Consider the following 18,072-nt stretch of genomic DNA (forward strand, 5'->3'; position numbering starts at 1 on the left):
TTAGAGGTGATACAATTGTCAATTGATATAGAATCAGATTTAAAACGGGCTTTAGATCTACTGGGTGAAGGCCATGTGTTTGCACTGGATGTAGGCACTGGTAGAGCCCGTATGGCTTATGCATTGGCCAGATACGGCTACAATGTGGTGTCATTAGAGTACAATATTGACACGCTTAAAAAAGCTAAAGAAATCATCAGCAATGAAGATGTGGAAGGCAAAGTCTTGTTTGTACATGGTGATGCGCATAAGATGCCGTTTGTTGATGAATCTTTTGGGGTTGTCACATCTTACAATGCAATGCATCACATGAAAGACTATAAGGTTGCCATTGACGAGATGGTGAGAGTACTGAAAAAAGGCGGCAAGATATTGATAACAGAGCTTAATGATATAGGCAAGGAGAAAGTTGCCGAATCTCACAGGCAAAGAGGAAGCCATCATGAAGCAAAGATAGACATTTACGATGTAGTAAATTATCTTAAAGATAAGCATAATATTGTAGGCGAGATTTCTAATGGAGAATTTATTGACATATTTTACGGGGTAAGATAGATAAGGATAAATTTGATTGTTGACAAATCTACAAAATATGATAAAATATGATATGTCTTAGGCCCCGTGGTCAAGTGGTTAAGACATCGCCCTTTCACGGCGGTAACATGGGTTCGAATCCCGTCGGGGTCACCAAATTTGAATATTACGAGGGAAGCTACAAAATTGTAGCTTTTTTTATTTTATTTATATAAAATGTCGTCAAAAAAATTTGAGGTACCACCATATATTTACAAATTTTACCTTATATTGGATGATATAATCATATCAAAAAAATGGTGGTGGTAAATATGCAGAGTGCTGATATTCTTCCTTACTCAAGGATAGGAAGGAAAGAAAGCAATGAAAAATTGCAAAAAGACAATGTAAGATTTATATTCAATGCCTTAGTTTTTGCATTGATAGGTTTTGTCATTGGCCGCGCGCAAATAATGGACAACCTTATCCCGTTTGGTGTGGCGTATTTTGCTTCCCTCTTAATGCAAAAGAGAAAGTACTTTTTGTCAGGAATTGGAGTCTACCTTGGAGTATTGTCTTTACCTGGTGTCAACAGCATCAAGTATCTAATCGTTTTGGCTCTGATATTGGCTTTTGAGCATCTATTAAAAGTTAAAAGCAAAAACATCTTTAAAGTGGCATTGATAACATTTTTCTCGCTGCTTTTAGTAGATCTCATCTACAGCAAAGCGTACGGATTTTTGCTGTTTGATGTAATGACGTCTATTTACGAATCTGTCATAGCCATGTTGATGGTATTCATATTTAATCAAGCAATTTTGCTTTTAAATAGCGCAAACAGAAAAGTCATATCAAACGAAGAAATCATATCATTGTGCATATTGCTTAGCATTTTCATCTTGGGGCTTGACAATATAAAGGTGTGGAGATTTAACTTAAATAGCTCATTTGGCATACTTACTATACTGATTAGTTCATACATAGGTGGTGTTGGCACAGGTGCCAGCGTAGGAACTACCATTGGTCTTATTGGAAGCCTCGCTCTTACAAATACTCCTACATCTGTAGGCTTATACGGATTTACAGGGCTTTTGTCTGGAAGCATGAAAAAACTTGGTAGATTGGGAATCACTCTGGGATTTTTCACCGCTGCTGCCATTATGACATTTTATGTCAATGGATTTGCAAATATGATCATCAGTCCTTACGATTTTGCCTTAGCTTCTTTAGTGTTTTTATCTGTCCCTAAAAAGAGATTAGATCATCTTGTGTCAATTGTAAAAGGCGATAAAAATTTGCTACAGCGAAGCTACAGCGTAAAGCTAAAAGAAGTGGTGACTGACAAATTAAAAGAATATGCTGAAGTGTTTGATGAGTTAGGGAAAAGCTTTAAAAAAGCCAATGAAAAGATATTAGATCACAAGGACATATCATATCTTTTTGAAGAAATAGCCAATAAGACTTGTACTGATTGTGCTATGTACAAAATGTGCTGGGATAAAGACTTTTATTTTACGTATAAAAGTATGTTTGATTTAGTAGAAAGCCTGGAAGGCACAGGCAATGTAGAAGGCAATAAGCTTTACAAAAAGTGCATAAGATTTCCAGAGCTTCTTAACTGCACAAAGCACAACCTCATGCTTTATAAGATAAACATGCAGTGGAGGGAAAGGCTTAAAGACGCTAAAAACATTGTTTCGAATCAGTTGAAGGGCATTTCGTCTGTTATATCAAACATGGCTGACGATATAAGCATGGACATCACTTTCAAAGACGATCTTGAACAGTATCTGCTTGTAGAATTGGATAAAAGGGGCATACCTGTAGACGATGCCATAGTATATGATGCGGGAGACGGAAATGTGGTGATAAAGATATACAAGAAAGCCTGTTATGCAGCTAAAGAATGCGAGAAAAAAGTTATCCCGGCCGTATCTGAGATTATGGGGGAGAAGTACGAGCGGAAAAATACTTTGTGCTCTATAAACAATAAAGGGCGATGCAGCCTAACTCTTACGAGAGCTGAAAGCTATCAAGTTTCCACAGGCATTAGCAAAATCAGTAAAAGCGCTAACAAAATATCTGGTGACACGTATTCTTTCATGGAGTTAGAAGGCGGAAAGTACATGGCAGCATTAAGCGATGGAATGGGCTTCGGCTATAGAGCAGCTTCTGAAAGCAGTACGACAATATCTTTGCTGGAAAGATTCATTGAGGCGGGATTCGACAAAGGATTGGTTGTACAAACTATAAATTCTATTCTGGCATTAAGGTCAGCAGAGGAGATGTTCTCAACAGTCGATATTTCATTTATAGATTTGTTTACGGGAGATGCGGAGTTTATAAAGATCGGCGCCTCAGCCACGTTTATAAAGAGCGGAAAAGATGTGGATGTGATTGAATCCAGTTCATTGCCCATCGGCATTTTGGAAGACGTCGATGCAGATATCCACGATAGGAAGTTAAAAGACGGTGACTTTGTAATTTTGACGACAGACGGTGTATTAGACTGCTTTGATGGCAATAAAGAAGAAAGCATGGCAAGATTTTTAAGAAACCTTGATATGAAAGATCCTCAGGACATGGCTGAAGCTATAATGAAGAAATGTCTTGAACTTTGTGAAAACAAGCCTAAAGACGACATGACAGTGCTTACGGTAAAAGTTTGGAAAAGGCGATTGTGAATTGAATAATCCTTCCATAAGATGGCAAAAATAATAAAAAATCTTATGGAGGGATTTGATTTTGGAGATTTTGATAAACCAGATAATCGTCGTTACAGACGGCAAATCAAACGTTGGTGGAAATCCGGCTGATGCAGCTTTTTTGGCATTTAGAAAGGGAATTCGAGTAAGCTCCATAGGCATCGTAGACGACGGCAATTTGTCCATAAATGAGATAAAAGATATTGCAAGTTCCGGTGGCGGCGTGTATGACATAATTTACTCAGATGATTTTATAAGGTCTTTATCGGCGGTGACGCAAAAATCAGCCGAAAAAACTTTATACGATGCATTAGATAGCGAATTGATGAAACTAATAGGGAAAAACATAGAAGGACTCCATCCCGTATTGCGGTCTCAAATCGTAGAATACATCGATAAACTTTTGGATATTTCAGACATAAGATGTGCAATTTTGCTGGACTTAAGTGGAAGCATGGCAAGAAAATTGAAAAAAGCGGTGAATGGAATAAGCGATCTTCTAAGCACTATGAAAGCGAGAAAGGGCAAAAGCCAGTTTTGCCTAATAGGATTTCCAGATGGCGATGACGCTTATGCAAAGGTTATATGCCAATTTACATCGAAGATAAATGATATAGAAGTTCATCTTAAAAACTTAAAGGCTGGTGGAAATACCCCTACTTACCATGCGATAAGGCTGGCTGCATCGCTTTTTGACGCAGAAGTTGAATCTATAAGAGGTATCGGTTAATGCTTGAGAATGGCTATGTTTTGACAGGCATACACAATGGGCGGAAATACGTAGTCGAGAAAAAAATTGGCCATGGCGGTGTAGCTTACGTATACCTTGTGCACGACGATGAAAATTCAAAATATGCGCTTAAGATAAGTGAAGACTTAATAAGCATAACGAGAGAGCACAAAGTGTTGACGTCATTGAAAAATTGCAATTTTGCTCCACGTGTATTTGATTTAGATGATGCATTATTGTATAATAAAATGTATCATTATATAGTTTTGGAATACATAGAGGGATATAGCCTTGATAGATTGATTAAATCTGGCATTGATTTGGAGAGTGCTTCATACATATTTGCTGAAATTTTAGATGCTTTGATTGGATTAAAGCGATTAGGCGTTTTTTATACAGATTTAAAACCATCCAATGTCATGGTAGATGAGATAAAAAAGCGTATAGTGCTTATTGACTATGGTTCAACATCTGCTAAAGATGATGCCGTAAAAGAATTTACGCCTGAATTCGACAGAGCCAGTTGGAAAGTTGGATTAAGAAAAGCAGATTCTGGGTATCTGTCGTTTGAAGCAGGGATGCTTTTTGTGTGCCTTGTAATGGGCAGGACATTTAGACACGATTACCACACGATAGGAGAAGTGCTAAAGCAATCAAGAGCAAGGCTTGGAAAGTTTTATATTGCCATAATGAAGGCGCTTAATGGCACGTATGACATAAATAAACTGTATATCAATTTTAAAAACGGCTGCTTTAGTGAAAAGGCGTCAATGTATTTAAATTACATGCTTTTCATAGTTGGCATGATATTTGTTGTACTTATGATTTTGGCGGTGTAGGGGATATATATGATAGATAGCTTTGAAAAGACGATAAAAGAATATAAGATGATAGAAAAAGGCGATAAAATCGTAATAGGAGTATCTGGAGGTCCTGATTCTATTTGCCTTCTTAATTTGCTTTTAGAGATAAAAGAAAAGTATGAGCTTAAGCTTTTTGTGGTTCACGTCAATCACATGCTGAGGGGAGCCGATGCAGATAGTGATGCTCTGTTTGTTGAGGAGTTCTGCAAGGGGATAGATATCCCATTTTTTTTATTTAAGGAAGATGTCAGAAGATACGCTGAAGAAAAGGGGTTGTCTGAGGAGGCTGCCGGAAGGGAAATAAGGTACAGCGCTTTTAATAAAGTGCTTGAAGAAGTTGGCGGAAACAAAATAGCCATTGCCCACAACAAAAACGACGTAGCCGAAACAATTCTCTTAAACATCTTAAGAGGTGCTGGTACAACTGGGCTTGTAGGCATAAAGCCGGTTAATGGATGCATCATAAGACCCCTTATACAGACGAAAAGGCGTGAGATAATTGACTACCTTAATTCGAAGAATTTAGAGTTTGTAGAAGATACAACAAATAAGAAAGATGTGTACAGGAGAAACAAGATAAGGCTTAAATTGATGCCGTACATGGAAGAAAACTTTGGAGTAGATGTGGTCGAAAATTTATATAAGACATCTCAGATCGTACTTGATGATGAAGATTATTTAAATAGGGAGTCTGAAAAAATATTTAATGATATTGCTGGTATTGATGAAGGAAAGCTAAAACTTCCAATTGATGAGATAAAAAAATTGCACAGTTCCATAAAAAGAAGGGTCATAAGGTTGGCCTACAGGAAACTAAAGGGAGATCTTAATCAACTTGCATTTAAGCATGTAGAAGATGTGTTAGATCTTATGGACAAGCAGACATCGTCGAAAATTGATTTACCCTTTGAAATTGAAGTTATAAAAAGTTATAATAATCTTATATTCAGAAAAAAGGCTGTTTATGAAAAACGAGATTCTAAAGAAGTTAAGCTTAACATTCCCGGCATAACAGATGGTGGATGTTTAGGCGTATATAAGGCGGAGATAATAGATAGAGAATCAGTTGAAAGCCTTAATTTAGGCAGATACCATAAGCTTTTTGATGCCGACCTAATTGATGGCGATGTGGTCGTAAGGCATAGGAGAATTGGAGATCGCATCTCGCCTTTAAACATGAAGGGGACGAAGACGCTTAAAGAGTATTTTATCGATGAGAAAATCCCAAGAGAGGAGAGGGATAAGATACCGTTATTAGCTATTGGCAGCACTATTTTGTGGATTGTGGGACATAGAATGTCTGAAAAGTACAAAGTACGCGATGGCACAAAAAAAATATTGTCTATAGAGTATATTAAACAAGATTAAGGAGGAAATTTGATGGAAAATTTATCAAAGGACATCGATGAGATTTTGATCACAGAAGAAGAGCTTAAAGAAAAGATAAAAGAGCTTGGGAGGCAGATTACGAAGGACTACGAAGGGAAAAATTTGATGCTGGTAGGAGTCTTAAAAGGTGCTATAATGTTTATGGCTGATTTATCAAGGTGTATTGACTTACCTTTATCACTTGATTTTATGGCTGTTTCCAGCTATGGAAGCTCAACACATTCATCGGGAATAGTAAAGATAATTAAAGACCTTGATATAAGCATAGAAGGCAAAGATGTCCTGATTGTGGAGGACATAATTGACAGCGGTTTAACTCTGTCTTACTTGAGAGAAACTCTGCTTGGAAGAAAGCCAAAAAGCTTGAAAATATGCACAATATTAGACAAACCGGAGAGAAGAGAAGCATCTGTAAAAGTCGATTATGTGGGGTTTAAGATACCTGATAAGTTTGTAGTAGGTTATGGATTGGACTTTGATGAAAAGTACAGGAACCTTCCTTTTATAGGCGTTTTGAAACCTGAAATGTACAGCTAAAATTTGTTTTTTTATATGGTATATGTTATTATAAATTAAGTGATACGGCTTTGAAGGGAGGGCCATATTTGAATAAAACGATCAGAGGTATCGTTATATGGATACTTATAATTATCGCATTATATGCAATGGTACAATTGTATACTGATAATATTAAACAACCTGCGGCTATTGACGTTACTGAACTGTACAGCCAGATTATCAAAAACAATGTATCAGAGATGACTATTTCTGGCACAAGCATTACAGGTACTTTGAAAGACGGCACACAGTTTAGCAGCAACGTGCCTGATGTGACGTCGTTTATGAATTTCTTGACACCATATATTAAGGACAATAAACTTGTTGTCAAGAGCGAACCGCCTCAAGGTGCTCCTTGGTGGTATTCTCTTTTGCCAACGCTATTTATGGTGGCTGTACTTGTAGTTTTGTGGTATGTGTTTATGCAACAAGCACAAGGCGGTGGTGGCAATAGAGTCATGTCTTTCGGCAAAAGCCGTGCTAAGATGGTAACAGACGATAAGCGGAGAGTCACTTTTAATGACGTAGCTGGTGCCGATGAGGAAAAGGAAGAGCTGCAGGAAATAGTAGAGTTTTTGAAATTTCCGAAGAAATTCTTGGATTTAGGCGCTCGTATACCTAAAGGCGTTCTCTTAGTAGGACCTCCTGGAACTGGTAAAACTTTGCTTGCAAAGGCTGTGGCAGGTGAAGCTGGTGTTCCGTTTTTCAGCATAAGTGGTTCTGACTTTGTGGAGATGTTTGTAGGTGTCGGTGCATCGAGGGTTAGGGATCTTTTTGAACAAGCCAAGAAAAATTCTCCTTGTATAATTTTCATAGACGAAATTGATGCTGTTGGTCGCCATAGAGGCGCAGGATTAGGCGGTGGACATGACGAAAGAGAGCAAACATTAAATCAGTTGCTGGTTGAGATGGATGGCTTTAGTGTAAATGAAGGCATCATAGTCATAGCTGCTACGAATAGACCAGACATCCTTGACCCTGCTCTTTTAAGGCCTGGCAGATTTGACAGGCATGTTACTGTAGGTGTTCCAGACATCAAAGGAAGAGAGGAGATCTTAAAAGTACATTCCAGAAACAAGCCTCTCGCACCTGATGTGTCGCTTAAAGTTTTGGCAAGAAGGACGCCGGGCTTTACAGGAGCCGATATTGAAAATCTCATGAATGAAGCTGCGCTTTTGACTGCCAGAAAAGGCATGAAGCAGATAACTATGGTGGAGCTGGAAGAAGCTATTACGAGAGTAATAGCAGGACCAGAAAAGAGAAGCAGGGTAATATCAGAAAGAGACAAAAAACTCGTATCGTATCATGAAGCAGGTCATGCTGTTGTTGCAAAACTCCTTCCTAATACACCTCCTGTACACGAAGTAACGATCATTCCAAGAGGAAGAGCAGGCGGCTACACAATGCTGCTTCCTGAAGAAGACAAGTACTACATGTCCAAGTCTGAGATGATGGATGAGATTGTCCACCTTTTGGGAGGACGTGTAGCTGAAAGCCTTGTCTTGAATGATATATCTACAGGTGCACAAAATGACATAGAAAGAGCCACAAACATAGCGAGAAAGATGGTTACAGAGTACGGCATGAGCGAGAAATTAGGTCCTATGACTTTTGGCACAGACAATGATGAAATATTTATTGGAAGAGATTTGGGCAGGACGCGCAATTACAGTGAAGAAGTTCAGTACGACATCGACAAAGAGATGAAGAGGATCATCGATGAATGCTACAACAAGGCTGAGACACTGTTGAAAGAGAATATAGATAAGCTTCATAGAATTGCGCAGGCTTTGATGACGAAAGAGAAACTTAATGCAGAGGAATTTGAAAAGTATTTTAATGGCGAAAATGTAGATGAGACGAATCAGAGCGAAGAAGCATAACTTAAAAGACATACAATTTACTTTGTATGTCTTTTTTAGTTTCATGAATTGCTTTCAAACTTTTTAAGACATCAGTTAATATTGCTTTTGCGATTAATCTAATTCTCTGTATTCTTTCGGAGACATATTTGTCATCTTTCTGAAGTTTCTGTGAAATGTCCTCAAATTGTTGTACCCACAATTAAATGCAATTTCACTTACAGAAAGGTTGCTGTTTTTTAACATGTAGCATGATTGTGAAATGCGGTAGTTGTTTAGATACTCTGTAAAAGTCATGCCCATTTGCTGGATAAATAGTTTTGATAAATATGGATAATCGTAATTTAGGTATTTTGCAGCCTTTTTTAATGTACAGTCATTTGAATAGTTCTGCTCAATAAAAAGCAGCATCTTGTATAGAACTTTTGTCTTAGTCGATTGTCTTGAAGGAATGAATGAGGTATGGTTTACTAACTTATCGCACAGTGAATATAAAAAACTTTTTTTACCGTAGATGGAACCAAGCTTATTGAAATCTATGATGTTATCCAAGTGCAGTATGTTATCTTCAGGGATCATGCCTTTATAATTCATGTAAAAATCTCCGATAAGTTCTGGGGAAAACAGGATGATTGTTATATCAGAGCGATCGATTGTCTTAAATTCATGCATCTGGTTTGAAAACACAAAGGCTAAATCATTTTTCTTCAGTATGTATTCTTTTTTGTCTATAGAGATAGATAATTGGCCGTCATTTAAGTATATAAGTTCGTACGCTCTATGAAAATGATATGGAAATTGATAATTCTTAAGTGAAAAAAAGCGGAAGAGATCTTTTTCATTTACACCATGCTTTTGAAAAAAGACCATAAGAGTCCCTCCTAAAAAAACACTAATATTGTCTTAAAGTATACTACTTTTTGCATAGATATATCAATAGGCATTTGCTTAAAATAGAATTAATCGTTTAAAGAGGAGGGGTTTTAGAAATGGAATACCATGTGGCTAAGACTGGTTCAGATGAAGGGAAAGGAACGCTTAAAGATCCGTTTTTGACTATAAATAAGGCTGCGTCTGTTGCAATGGCTGGCGACACAATTATAGTCCATGAAGGAGTATACCGGGAATGGGTTAAACCAAAGTATAAAGGGTTAAGCGAAAAAAGAAGGATTACCTACAAGGCGGCAGAAGGTGAAAGAGTAATAATAAAAGGTTCAGAGAGGATTCAAAGTTGGCAGCATGTAGATGGAAACGTGTGGAAATGTCAGTTGCCCAATTCTTTCTTTGGGGAATTCAATCCATACAAAGAAGAAATTTTTGGAGATTGGCTGCTTACGGTTGATGAGAAAAAACACTTAGGGGATGTATACTTAAATGGCATGTCGTTTTATGAAGTCACGAGATATGAAGATCTTTTTAATCCACAAGTTAGGACAGAAGTCCTTGATCACTGGACCCAAAAGATTGTACCTGTTCACAATGTAGAACAAACGAAGTACGTTTGGTATGCTGAAGTAGACTCGGAAAAGACTACGATTTACGCTAATTTTCAAGGTGCTGATCCCAACGAAGAATTTGTGGAGATAAACGTCAGAAGATCGTGCTTTTATCCTGTCGAAACAGGCATAGATTATATTACAGTTAAAGGCTTCGAGATGGCACATGCTGCAACACCGTGGGCGCCCCCGACAGCAGATCAGCCTGGGCTTATAGGTCCTAACTGGAGCAAAGGGTGGATAATAGAGGACAATATCATACATGATGCTAAATGCAGCGCAATAAGCATCGGCAAAGAGGCTACAACAGGCAACAATTATCGCTCTATACGGAAAGACAAGCCTGGATACCAGTATCAATTGGAAGCAGTATTTAATGCAAAAAGGAATGGTTGGTCTAAAGAAAAGATAGGTTCACATATAATACGAAACAATACGATCTACGATTGTGGACAAAATGCCATCGTCGGACACTTGGGAGGCGTCTTTAGCGAAATTTACAATAACCATATTTACAACATCGCATTGAAAAGGGAATTCTACGGCCATGAGATAGCAGGGATAAAGCTACATGCGGCCATAGATGTGCAGATTCACCATAACCGTATTCACGATTGCTCATTAGGATTATGGCTGGATTGGGAAGCACAGGGGACAAGAGTCAGCAAAAATTTGTTTTACAATAATAACAGAGATATGTTTGTTGAAGTAAGCCATGGGCCGTATGTTGTTGATCACAATATATTAGCTTCTGAGTATGCTATAGACAACATGTCACAAGGTGGAGCGTATATAAACAATTTAATCGCAGGCAAGATGAATCAGAGAAAAGTGCTAAACCGCTCGACTCAATACCATCTTCCACACAGCACTGAAATTGCGGGATTTGCATTTGTATACGGGGGAGATGATCGATTCTACAACAATATCTTCATAGGAAAAGATGGATTAGAAAATGTGGGAACTTCTCATTACAACAACTATACAACGTCTTTAGAGGAGTACATTGAAAAGGTAAATGAAGTACCTGGCGATTTAGAAAGATTTGAGCGAGTGGAACAACCGGTCTACATCAATAAAAATGCATACTTCAATGGTGCAGAGCCATTTGAGAAAGAAAAAGACAATCTTGTTAAAAAGGACTTCGACCCCAAACTTGCCATCATTGATGAAGGAGATGAAGTCTACCTTTCACTGCAATTGCCAGATGAATTCGAAAATATTGTAGGAGATATCCATTCGACAAAGACATTGGAAAGAGTGAGGATTGTGGATGCGGAGTATGAAACTCCAGATGGCAAAGAGCTGGTTTTGGATACTGACTATTTAGATGCGAAAAAGCGGGGAGATGGTCCAATAGGTCCAATTGCGCTTTTGAAAAAAGGTGATAATTACATAAAGGTTTGGTAATATTGAGTGAGGTCTTATGTCCTGTGATAAAGGCATAAGGCTTATTTTTTTATATATAAAAATTTTTATAAAATATCGAAAAAGTTTGTCAAAATAAGAAGGATTTTTGACAATTATGTCAAAATATATAAGTGTCGCCATAAAACTTATACTAAAGAAAAGAGGAATTATCATGGACAAAATGATAAGGTCATCGAAGGAGCCTAACTACAATTGGATATTTGACTTAGTCGATGGACTAAAAGGATTTACTATTTTAAAAAATTTTGACGGTGAAGTGATATATATAAACAAAGTTCTCTTAAGATTATTGGGATTTAATCACGATGATATAGGGGGAAATTACGATTTCTTTTTTAAAAACTTCTTTCTTAATGAAGCTAAGAAAGTGGATGAAAACATATATGATATTACTTTGAATTCCAGATATGGTTTTACATTGAGATTTAAGATGGTGGATAATTTTTTGAATTCCGATGATGGGAGAAAGCTTTGCATCATTTCCACCCTTAATTTTGTAAAAAGTGAGTTAGATACTATGCGAGACGTAAACGCGTATTTGGATCTTCTGTACAATAGGTTTAAGCTTGTAGACATGGTGGATACGGGTATTTTGCTTATGGATAAGAGAAGGCGCATAGAGTATATAAACAAGGCTGCTTGCCAGCTTATGTGTTTAGACTATAAAAAGGCCTATCGCAAAGACGCAGAAAAAGTGCTGAAATCATTAGATGAAAAGATAAACTTTGACGAAATAGTAAGCAATAAGATCGTCGTTTACAATATAAAAGACAGTGGGCGTTTTTTGTCTATGGAGGTAGCAGACACTTACGACGATAACTTTTTATGCATCATCGTGAAAGACGTTACAGATAAGCTGAAATTCGGAGAGATCATCGAAAGAAGTGAAAAATTCAACTTGATGGGAAGCTTGGCTGTGTCGCTGATTCACGAGATAAAAAATTCCATCACATCTATAAAAGGATTTTTGCAGCTTATGCAGCTTAAAGACAAAGCGAATGCTTCTTTTTTTGACACCATCATAAGCGAATCAGATAGAATAATAGATTTGGTGATGAGTTATTTAGGCGTAGTTAGAAATAGCCCCGATGAAGGCATTGACTTAAACGAGCTTATTGAAAAGTACATGATCTTAATTGAAGCAGAAGCAAAACATAGGCAAATCGAAATAATAAAAAAATTGAGAGAAGTTCCGATGGTGAAGATAGAAAACAACCAACTAAAGCAAGTGCTATTAAATGTTTTTCAGAATTCTTTTCAGGCTATCGGCTCTGGAGGGAAGATATGGATAACGACTAGATTTAATTCTTACACAAATAAGGTTATAATAAAGATAGCAGATAACGGCGGTGGAATCGACAGAGAAACACTTAAAAAAGTGATGGTGCCTTTGTTTACTACAAAAAAAGACGGTACAGGTTTGGGACTATCTATTAGCAAAAACATTCTCAATAAGTACGGTGGTGACTTAAAGATATTCAGCAAAAAAGGCACTGGGACGATTGTGAATATATACTTGGAGCTTAAAAAATAATGACTGGGGGGATTAATTTGAAAACAGACATTGAAATCGCGCAAGAAGCCAAAATGATGCATATAGCTGATATAGGTGAGAAGATAGGAATAGATGAAGATTATCTAGAACTTTATGGAAATTACAAGGCAAAAATCTCACAAAAGCTTTGGGAGAAGATAAAAGACAGAAAAGATGGGAAGCTCATTTTGGTTACGTCTATCAACCCTACACCTGCAGGTGAGGGAAAATCTACTGTAACAGTAGGCTTAGGACAAGCCTTAAATAAGCTTAAAAAGAAGGTTGCAATAGCCTTAAGAGAGCCGTCATTAGGCCCTTGTATGGGAATAAAAGGCGGTGCTGCTGGTGGAGGCTATTCGCAGGTGGTACCTATGGAAGATATAAATTTGCATTTTACAGGTGATATGCATGCAATAGGTTCTGCCCACAATCTGTTATCTGCCATGATTGACAACCACATACATCAAGGAAATGAACTAAATATCGACGTAAGGCGCATTACGTGGAAGCGGGCAATTGATATGAATGACAGGGCCTTAAGAGAAATCGTCGTAGGGCTTGGAGGGAAAGCAAATGGATATCCGAGGCAGGATGGCTTCATAATAACTGTGGCATCAGAGATAATGGCCATCTTGTGCCTTGCAACAGATTTTAAAGATTTGAAAGAAAGATTGGGCAAGATCATAATAGGCTACGACAAGGACGACAATCCTGTCACAGCCAAAGATTTAAAAGCCGATGGTGCAATGGCACTTTTGCTTAAAGATGCTATTAAGCCTAATCTGGTGCAGACTTTGGAAAATGTTCCTGCATTCATACATGGAGGCCCCTTTGCAAATATCGCCCATGGATGTAACAGCATAATAGCGACGCGATATGGATTAAAGCTGGCAGATTACCTTGTGACGGAGGCTGGTTTTGGTGCTGACTTAGGGGCAGAAAAGTTTTTTGATATAAAGTGCCGGTATGGAGGATTAAAGCCAAGCGCTGCTGTAGTTGTGGCGACCATAAGGGCTCTTAAGATGCACGGTGGACTTAAAAAGGAAGAGTTATCAAAAGAAAACATTGATGCACTTGAAAAAGGCATAGAGAACCTTGGAAAGCAGATAGAAAATGTGCAAAAGTATGGAATACCAGTAGTCGTCGCTATCAACAAGTTTACGCACGATACGGATAGGGAAATCCAGTTTGTAAAAAGGTATTGCAGCAATTTAGGCGTAGAGGTGGCTTTGGCAGAAGTTTGGGAAAAAGGTGGCGAAGGCGGCATTGAGTTGGCAGAAAAAGTGATTGATGCAAGTGAAAAAGAGTCTGATTTTAAGCCAATATATGAACTGGACACATCTATTGAAGATAAGATTAGAACCATAGCAAGGGAGATTTACGGCGCGGATGACGTGGAGTTCACTAAAGAAGCTGTAAAAGACCTTAAAAACATAGAAAAATTGGGACTTAGCCATCTTCCTGTATGTGTTGCCAAGACTCAGTATTCACTGTCAGATGACCCGAAGCTTTTAGGAAGACCTAAGGGATTTAACATTACTGTAAAAAGATTAAACATATCTGCTGGAGCTGGATTTATAGTTGCAATGACGGGCGATATTATGACGATGCCAGGGCTTCCTAAGTCGCCTGCGGCAGAAAAGATGGATATAGATGAGGAGGGCAACATTAAAGGTCTATTTTGATATGAAAAGTGAGATGCTTAGTATACAAAATTTAAGTCAGGCTAAAGACGAATTGAAAAAGCTTCACATTGAAGACATTTCTGTATCCATGATGGCTCCAAAAGCCGTGTTTTGCGTCGTAAAGCTTTATGACGTCCATCCAGCGGCTGCCAACATCATAAAACAGGAGATGTTAGCTTTAGGCGGAGAAGCGGCAGTGGAGAGAGGCTGCGTAAACATGAGCATCGAAAGCTCTCAGGTGGTCATTATGGGGACTCTAAAACAGTATTTAAGGCTTTTGTCAAAGCTTAAAATGCAAAAAGGATATTTTGGACTTGATGATGTTGTAAAAGAAGTGTCTAAAAGTATTAAAGATTTAATGAAATAGAATTATCTAAAAAGCGGATTTGAGAAAAACTTCTTTCATCCGCTTTTAAATATTTTTAAGAGTAAAAGCTTAAAAGGATATTTATTATTAGGTCATAATATGATATATTAGAAGTTAGTAACATACAAAGGAGGTAAATTGATGTCAATAGATGATAAGATTGAAGACCTTCTTAGAAGAAGAGAGATGGTTTTAGAAGGCGGTGGTTTAGATAAAGTAGAGAAACAACACCAAAAGGGGAAGCTTACTGCAAGAGAGAGGATATACAAGCTTTTAGATGAGGATAGCTTTGTAGAAATAGATGCCTATGTTGAGCACAGGTGTATTGACTTTGGCATGGAAAAGCAAAGGATACCTGGCGAAGGCGTAGTGACAGGGTATGGGACGATAGATGGAAGGCTTGTCTACGTGTATGCACAGGATTTTACGGTTTTAGGAGGATCATTAGGCGAGTATCATGCAAAGAAAATCACAAAGATAATGGATATGGCTTTAAAGATGGGTGCGCCACTCATCGGGTTAAATGATTCTGGAGGCGCCAGAATACAGGAAGGCGTCGATGCTTTATCGGGATATGGCAACATATTTTTCAGAAACACGCTGGCATCAGGCGTAATACCGCAAATATCAGTGATAATGGGGCCCAGCGCTGGAGGTGCAGTTTATTCGCCTGCTCTTACTGACTTTATATTCATGGTAGACAAGACAAGCCAGATGTTTATAACTGGGCCGCAGGTAATAAAAGCTGTGACAGGGGAAGACGTCTCTGCAGAGGAGCTTGGGGGATCGATTACTCACAGCACAAAAAGCGGTGTGGCGCATTTTAGAGCTGAAAACGACGAAGAGTGTTTGGAGATGGTGAGAAAGCTATTAAGTTATCTTCCATCAAACAATTTGGAAGATCCGCCACAGTTGGCGACAGATGATGATATAAACAGATTATCCCATAAGCTTGTGGAGATAATACCAGATAGTCCAAATAAGCCTTATGATATGAAGGAACTCATTTCGGAAATAGTGGATGAAGGCGTGTATTTTGAATCACAGGAAATGTATGCGCAGAACATAATAACAGCATTTGCAAGGCTTAATGGAAGGACAGTAGGGATAATAGCAAATCAGCCTAAAGTTTTGGCTGGATGTCTTGACATCAATGCATCTGACAAGGCATCAAGGTTTATAAGGTTTTGCGATGCTTTTAACATCCCACTTCTCAATATAGTGGATGTCCCTGGATTTTTGCCTGGCACGAATCAAGAGTACGGTGGAATAATACGCCATGGCGCTAAGATGTTGTACGCTTACTCTGAGGCTACAGTGCCAAAAGTGACTCTTATTGTGCGAAAAGCTTATGGCGGTGCTTACCTTGCGATGTGCAGTAAAGACTTAGGGGCTGACTTTGTTTTGGCATGGCCTACTGCCGAGATAGCGGTTATGGGACCTGATGGAGCGGCAAATATTGTTTTTAAGAATGAGATAAAATCATCTGATGATCCAATCGCTGCAAGAAATGAGAAGATAAATGAGTACAGAGAGAATTTTGCAAATCCATACAGAGCTGCAGCGAGAGGATATGTAGATGATGTAGTTCTGCCACAAGAGACGAGACCACGTCTCATCTCAGCGTTTGATATGCTTATGAGCAAAAGGGAATCAAGGCCAAGCAAAAAGCATGGCAATTTTCCTGTATAAAATCGCATTTAAAGGAAGTGGAAGAATGGAAGAGATAAATGAAGAAATAGTCGCTGTCATTGAAGCTGCGATTTATGCGGCGTTTGGTCAGTATGCAAAGAATTTTCGCATAAAATCAATAAAGAGAGCCGATTCAAATATGCCGGAATGGAGAAAAGCTGGCCTTTACAGTCAGATGAGATAGATTAGGAGGATGAAAATGAGAAAATTTATAGTGACTGTCAATGGGAAAAAATACGATGTGGAAGTGGAAGAAGTAAAAGATATTGCAAGCGAGAAAAAATCGCAAGAAGAAACTGCCTCTAAAAGTGAGGTAAAGGTAAATGCAAAAAGTACACCGGTGGAAGTCAAAAATGAAGTCAAAGACGGTTTCCCAATCAATGCACCAATGCCTGGTACTATACTGGATGTCAAAGTAAACCAAGGACAGGCAGTCAAAAAAGGCGATGTGCTTTTAATACTGGAAGCCATGAAGATGGAAAATGAAATCACATCACCCTACGACGGTACAGTAATATCAATAAATGTTTCAAAGGGCGCTTCTGTAAATACAGGCGATGTGCTTTTGTACGTGAAATGATGCAATGCTTGATATACATCCGCTTTTTTGGTAGAATTATCTTGCCGGCATCTTACGAGCTGGACATATTAAAATATTGCAATAGTTCGACCGGTATCCAAAATGGAACTGGATTGGAGGTGTAAATATGGCTTCAAAGCTTAGTGTGAGGCAGATTACAATTGCTGGTATGTTATCAGCCATATCTATCGTAATGGCTACAACCCCTTTAGGTTATATACCATTAGGCATTGCCAATGCCACAACGATGCACATACCAACTATAATAGGTTCTATATTAGAAGGACCTTATGTAGGCACTTTTATAGGGCTTATCTTCGGCGTATCCAGCTTTATAAGGCAGAATACCCCGCTTTTTGCAGACCCTCTTGTGGCGATACTGCCGAGGCTGCTTATCGGAATTGTAACGTATTACACGTATAAGTTAACGAAAAGTTCCGGTATTGCAGCGGTTGCAGGAACTCTTACAAATACAGTTGGCGTGCTGGGATTAGCTGTTTTAAAGAAGTATTTGACAGTGCAAGTCGCACTTATGGTGGTGCTTAAAAATACAATATTTGAAGTTGTCATCGCAGTTATTCTAACAACAATCATTGTAAGATCTGTAAAAAGATATATTAAGCAATAAAGCAGGCTATATGCCTGCTTTATAATATAGCATGAAAGG

General features: G+C 38.3%; 16 protein-coding genes and 1 tRNA gene. 16 read left to right on the forward strand and 1 reads right to left on the reverse strand.

What is annotated here, in order from left to right; all coding sequences use genetic code 11:
- The first annotated feature begins 6 nt into the window (after nucleotides 1-6).
- The 8 genes from ACZ42G_RS01665 (at nucleotide 7) to ftsH (ending at nucleotide 8,641) form a co-directional block, all read left to right on the forward strand.
- The gene (locus ACZ42G_RS01665) at nucleotides 7-555 is read left to right on the forward strand and encodes a class I SAM-dependent methyltransferase (RefSeq protein ID WP_233432531.1); all 549 of its coding nucleotides are present in this window, start codon (nucleotides 7-9) and stop codon (nucleotides 553-555) included.
- Between the two features lie 60 nt (nucleotides 556-615).
- Nucleotides 616-690, forward strand: a tRNA-Glu gene (locus tag ACZ42G_RS01670).
- A gap of 155 nt (nucleotides 691-845) precedes the next feature.
- On the forward strand, nucleotides 846-3,197 hold the full coding sequence (gene spoIIE, locus ACZ42G_RS01675; RefSeq protein WP_464851129.1) for a stage II sporulation protein E: 2,352 nt from the start codon (nucleotides 846-848) through the stop codon (nucleotides 3,195-3,197).
- A gap of 61 nt (nucleotides 3,198-3,258) precedes the next feature.
- Nucleotides 3,259-3,948 (forward strand): vWA domain-containing protein, encoded by a 690-nt coding sequence (locus ACZ42G_RS01680; RefSeq protein WP_464851130.1) that lies wholly within the window; start codon nucleotides 3,259-3,261, stop codon nucleotides 3,946-3,948.
- On the forward strand, nucleotides 3,948-4,787 hold the full coding sequence (locus ACZ42G_RS01685; RefSeq protein ID WP_464851131.1) for a protein kinase domain-containing protein: 840 nt from the start codon (nucleotides 3,948-3,950) through the stop codon (nucleotides 4,785-4,787). Before ACZ42G_RS01680 ends, ACZ42G_RS01685 begins: the two co-directional genes overlap by 1 nt.
- Before the next feature lie 9 nt (nucleotides 4,788-4,796).
- Nucleotides 4,797-6,179 carry a tRNA lysidine(34) synthetase TilS gene (tilS, locus tag ACZ42G_RS01690; RefSeq protein ID WP_464851132.1) on the forward strand — a complete coding sequence of 461 codons (1,383 nt, stop codon included), beginning with the start codon at nucleotides 4,797-4,799 and terminating at the stop codon, nucleotides 6,177-6,179.
- A 12-nt stretch (nucleotides 6,180-6,191) separates the two neighbouring features.
- A complete protein-coding gene (hpt, locus tag ACZ42G_RS01695) occupies nucleotides 6,192-6,737 on the forward strand; it encodes a hypoxanthine phosphoribosyltransferase (RefSeq protein WP_274893897.1) in 546 nt (181 codons plus the stop codon).
- A gap of 128 nt (nucleotides 6,738-6,865) precedes the next feature.
- Nucleotides 6,866-8,641: an ATP-dependent zinc metalloprotease FtsH gene (gene ftsH / locus ACZ42G_RS01700; protein WP_240495846.1), complete on the forward strand. Its 1,776-nt coding sequence runs from the start codon at nucleotides 6,866-6,868 to the stop codon at nucleotides 8,639-8,641.
- 93 nt (nucleotides 8,642-8,734) lie between these two features.
- Here ftsH and ACZ42G_RS01705 read toward each other — a convergent pair whose 3' ends face one another.
- Nucleotides 8,735-9,490 carry an AraC family transcriptional regulator gene (locus ACZ42G_RS01705; RefSeq protein WP_274893898.1) on the reverse strand — a complete coding sequence of 252 codons (756 nt, stop codon included), beginning with the start codon at nucleotides 9,488-9,490 and terminating at the stop codon, nucleotides 8,735-8,737.
- A 119-nt stretch (nucleotides 9,491-9,609) separates the two neighbouring features.
- Between ACZ42G_RS01705 and ACZ42G_RS01710 the strand changes: the two genes are divergently transcribed.
- The 8 genes from ACZ42G_RS01710 to ACZ42G_RS01745 all read left to right on the forward strand — a co-directional run bounded on the left by ACZ42G_RS01710 (nucleotide 9,610) and on the right by ACZ42G_RS01745 (nucleotide 18,033).
- Nucleotides 9,610-11,526 (forward strand): right-handed parallel beta-helix repeat-containing protein, encoded by a 1,917-nt coding sequence (locus ACZ42G_RS01710; RefSeq protein WP_464851134.1) that lies wholly within the window; start codon nucleotides 9,610-9,612, stop codon nucleotides 11,524-11,526.
- Nucleotides 11,527-11,698: 172 nt separating this feature from the next.
- Nucleotides 11,699-13,081, forward strand: coding sequence for an ATP-binding protein (locus tag ACZ42G_RS01715; RefSeq protein ID WP_274893900.1), 1,383 nt, complete (start codon nucleotides 11,699-11,701; stop codon nucleotides 13,079-13,081).
- A 17-nt stretch (nucleotides 13,082-13,098) separates the two neighbouring features.
- Complete coding sequence (locus ACZ42G_RS01720) at nucleotides 13,099-14,766, forward strand: formate--tetrahydrofolate ligase (RefSeq protein WP_464851136.1); 1,668 nt, start codon at nucleotides 13,099-13,101, stop codon at nucleotides 14,764-14,766.
- Nucleotide 14,767: 1 nt separating this feature from the next.
- Complete coding sequence (locus ACZ42G_RS01725; protein WP_350494262.1) at nucleotides 14,768-15,133, forward strand: hypothetical protein; 366 nt, start codon at nucleotides 14,768-14,770, stop codon at nucleotides 15,131-15,133.
- A 141-nt stretch (nucleotides 15,134-15,274) separates the two neighbouring features.
- Nucleotides 15,275-16,825, forward strand: a complete 1,551-nt coding sequence (locus ACZ42G_RS01730) for an acyl-CoA carboxylase subunit beta (RefSeq protein ID WP_274893903.1) — start codon at nucleotides 15,275-15,277, stop codon at nucleotides 16,823-16,825.
- Between the two features lie 25 nt (nucleotides 16,826-16,850).
- Nucleotides 16,851-17,009: a hypothetical protein gene (locus ACZ42G_RS01735; protein WP_168170193.1), complete on the forward strand. Its 159-nt coding sequence runs from the start codon at nucleotides 16,851-16,853 to the stop codon at nucleotides 17,007-17,009.
- A 15-nt stretch (nucleotides 17,010-17,024) separates the two neighbouring features.
- Nucleotides 17,025-17,405: a biotin/lipoyl-containing protein gene (locus ACZ42G_RS01740; protein WP_464851138.1), complete on the forward strand. Its 381-nt coding sequence runs from the start codon at nucleotides 17,025-17,027 to the stop codon at nucleotides 17,403-17,405.
- 127 nt (nucleotides 17,406-17,532) lie between these two features.
- Entirely contained in the window at nucleotides 17,533-18,033 is a 501-nt protein-coding gene (locus ACZ42G_RS01745) for an ECF transporter S component (protein WP_274893905.1), read from the forward strand.
- Nucleotides 18,034-18,072 lie beyond the last annotated feature (39 nt).

It is taken from the genome of Thermoanaerobacterium calidifontis (assembly GCF_055381745.1).

Excerpts from the sequence above, each read along its gene's own strand:
- ACZ42G_RS01745 (WP_274893905.1), top strand. The coding sequence starts at position 17,533 with ATGGCTTCAAAGCTTAGTGTGAGGCAGATTACAATTGCTGGTATGTTA.
- ACZ42G_RS01725 (WP_350494262.1), top strand. The coding sequence starts at position 14,768 with ATGAAAAGTGAGATGCTTAGTATACAAAATTTAAGTCAGGCTAAAGAC.
- ACZ42G_RS01705 (WP_274893898.1), bottom strand. The coding sequence starts at position 9,490 with ATGGTCTTTTTTCAAAAGCATGGTGTAAATGAAAAAGATCTCTTCCGC.
- spoIIE (WP_464851129.1), top strand. The coding sequence starts at position 846 with ATGCAGAGTGCTGATATTCTTCCTTACTCAAGGATAGGAAGGAAAGAA.
- ACZ42G_RS01730 (WP_274893903.1), top strand. The coding sequence starts at position 15,275 with ATGTCAATAGATGATAAGATTGAAGACCTTCTTAGAAGAAGAGAGATG.
- ACZ42G_RS01710 (WP_464851134.1), top strand. The coding sequence starts at position 9,610 with ATGGAATACCATGTGGCTAAGACTGGTTCAGATGAAGGGAAAGGAACG.
- tilS (WP_464851132.1), top strand. The coding sequence starts at position 4,797 with ATGATAGATAGCTTTGAAAAGACGATAAAAGAATATAAGATGATAGAA.
- ACZ42G_RS01735 (WP_168170193.1), top strand. The coding sequence starts at position 16,851 with ATGGAAGAGATAAATGAAGAAATAGTCGCTGTCATTGAAGCTGCGATT.
- ACZ42G_RS01685 (WP_464851131.1), top strand. The coding sequence starts at position 3,948 with ATGCTTGAGAATGGCTATGTTTTGACAGGCATACACAATGGGCGGAAA.
- ACZ42G_RS01740 (WP_464851138.1), top strand. The coding sequence starts at position 17,025 with ATGAGAAAATTTATAGTGACTGTCAATGGGAAAAAATACGATGTGGAA.
- ACZ42G_RS01715 (WP_274893900.1), top strand. The coding sequence starts at position 11,699 with ATGGACAAAATGATAAGGTCATCGAAGGAGCCTAACTACAATTGGATA.
- hpt (WP_274893897.1), top strand. The coding sequence starts at position 6,192 with ATGGAAAATTTATCAAAGGACATCGATGAGATTTTGATCACAGAAGAA.
- ftsH (WP_240495846.1), top strand. The coding sequence starts at position 6,866 with ATGGTACAATTGTATACTGATAATATTAAACAACCTGCGGCTATTGAC.